The sequence below is a fragment of the uncultured Fibrobacter sp. genome (assembly GCF_937877005.1).
GTDB lineage: Bacteria > Fibrobacterota > Fibrobacteria > Fibrobacterales > Fibrobacteraceae > Fibrobacter.
The window spans coordinates 1-1,478 of sequence record NZ_CALEFV010000131.1; the positions used below are offsets into that span (position 1 = coordinate 1).

Annotated in this window: 3 protein-coding genes; 2 read left to right on the plus strand and 1 reads right to left on the minus strand. The window is 53.9% G+C overall.

What is annotated here, in order from left to right; all coding sequences use genetic code 11:
* Nucleotides 1-402 (minus strand): hypothetical protein (locus Q0628_RS06480; RefSeq protein ID WP_298769298.1); only part of this gene is annotated, 402 nt, incomplete at its 3' end.
* A gap of 244 nt (nucleotides 403-646) precedes the next feature.
* Between Q0628_RS06480 and rpsJ the strand changes: the two genes are divergently transcribed.
* Entirely contained in the window at nucleotides 647-955 is a 309-nt protein-coding gene (gene rpsJ, locus Q0628_RS06485; RefSeq protein ID WP_298769302.1) for a 30S ribosomal protein S10, read from the plus strand.
* Between the two features lie 15 nt (nucleotides 956-970).
* The coding region (rplC, locus tag Q0628_RS06490) for a 50S ribosomal protein L3 (protein ID WP_298769304.1) at nucleotides 971-1,478 on the plus strand (508 nt) is incomplete at its 3' end.

The window sequence follows — 1,478 nt, forward strand, 5'->3', positions numbered from 1 at the left end:
CACGCCTCCGGTTTCACCCCCAACTACGTCAGCGAGCACGAACAGTTTTTCTCCGATCAGGGCATCAAAATCAAGTTCTGCATAGCACAAATGGAAGAGATGAAACCAGATACCACAAATTCCGAAAACGGAGGCCCGGAAACATGATTTCCGGCCTTCTTTTTTTGCTTTTCTAAATCTTGTGGCAGGAAAAAGGGAACACACAAGATGCAGTTTTTGTCCTTTGTCAAGCTTTTTGAAAACAGCACAAAACAGAGATTTGCAATCGTGCGACACACCCGGAAGGGATGCCAAGACATTTTTGGAAAATGTGCGCAATTGCTGGGTTTCCGGGAAAAGAAAGTGAAAAAAATCGTAAAAAAAAGTGAAAAATGGCTTGAAAAAAGCTTGCAATTTTTGCAAAGATGCTTTATAATGTGACTGTTGTCTGTTTATGGGATGAAGCGGTAAGTTGCCGTTCCGGCCAGAACGGGTAATTATCGCGGACCAGCCGGGGCACGACCCCGACGAACGGACTCGGGCCGCAGGAAAATCCTGCGGAAGGCGACGGGCTTTGCTGAGGAAACGCTCCCTGCGAAGCGCAATCTCCTCAGTCGAAAGACTCCCCCCGTCAGCCGTGAGTACGAAAACAATAGGAGGTAATCACATGGCCAGCCAGAAAATCCGCATCAAGCTCAAGGCGTACGAACACAACCTGATCGACCAGTCCGCCGAGCGCATTGTGGAAACCGCGAAGCGCACCGGTTCCCGCGTGTCGGGTCCCATCCCGCTTCCCACCGAAAAGGAAATCGTTACGATTCTCCGCTCTCCGCACAAGTATAAGGACAGCCGCGAGCAGTTTGAACGCCGCACGCACAAGCGCCTCATCGACGTGCACAACCCCAACCCCCGTACCGTGGACGCCATGATGAAGCTCGATCTGCCCGCTGGCGTCGAGATCGAAATCAAGCTGTAAGGCAGGAGGGTAATTATGAAGAAGGCAATCGTTGGTAAGAAGCTGGGTATGACCCAGATCTTCCTGCAAGACGGCCGCCTGGTGCCCGTCACCGTTATCCAGGCCGGCCCCTGCACCGTGGTGCAGAAGAAAACCATGGAAAAGGACGGCTACGAAGCAGTTCAGTTCGGCTTCGACGCCATTCCCGAAAACCGCGTGGAAAAGCTTGTGAACAAGCCCGAAGCCGGTCACTTCAAGAAAGCGGGCGTCGCTCCCATGCGCACCCTGCGCGAATTCCGTCTGGAAGACAGCGCTTCCTACGAAATCGGCCAGGAAGTGAAAGCTGACATCTTCGCCGAAGGCGAAAAGGTGGACATCAGCGGCATCACCAAGGGCCACGGTTTCACCGGCGCCATCTACCGCTGGAATCAGCACACCGGCCCCATGGCTCACGGTTCCAAGTATCACCGTGGCGTGGGTTCCATGGGTGCTAACTCCGACCCGTCCCGCGTGTTCAAGAACAAGCACATGCCCGGCCACTACG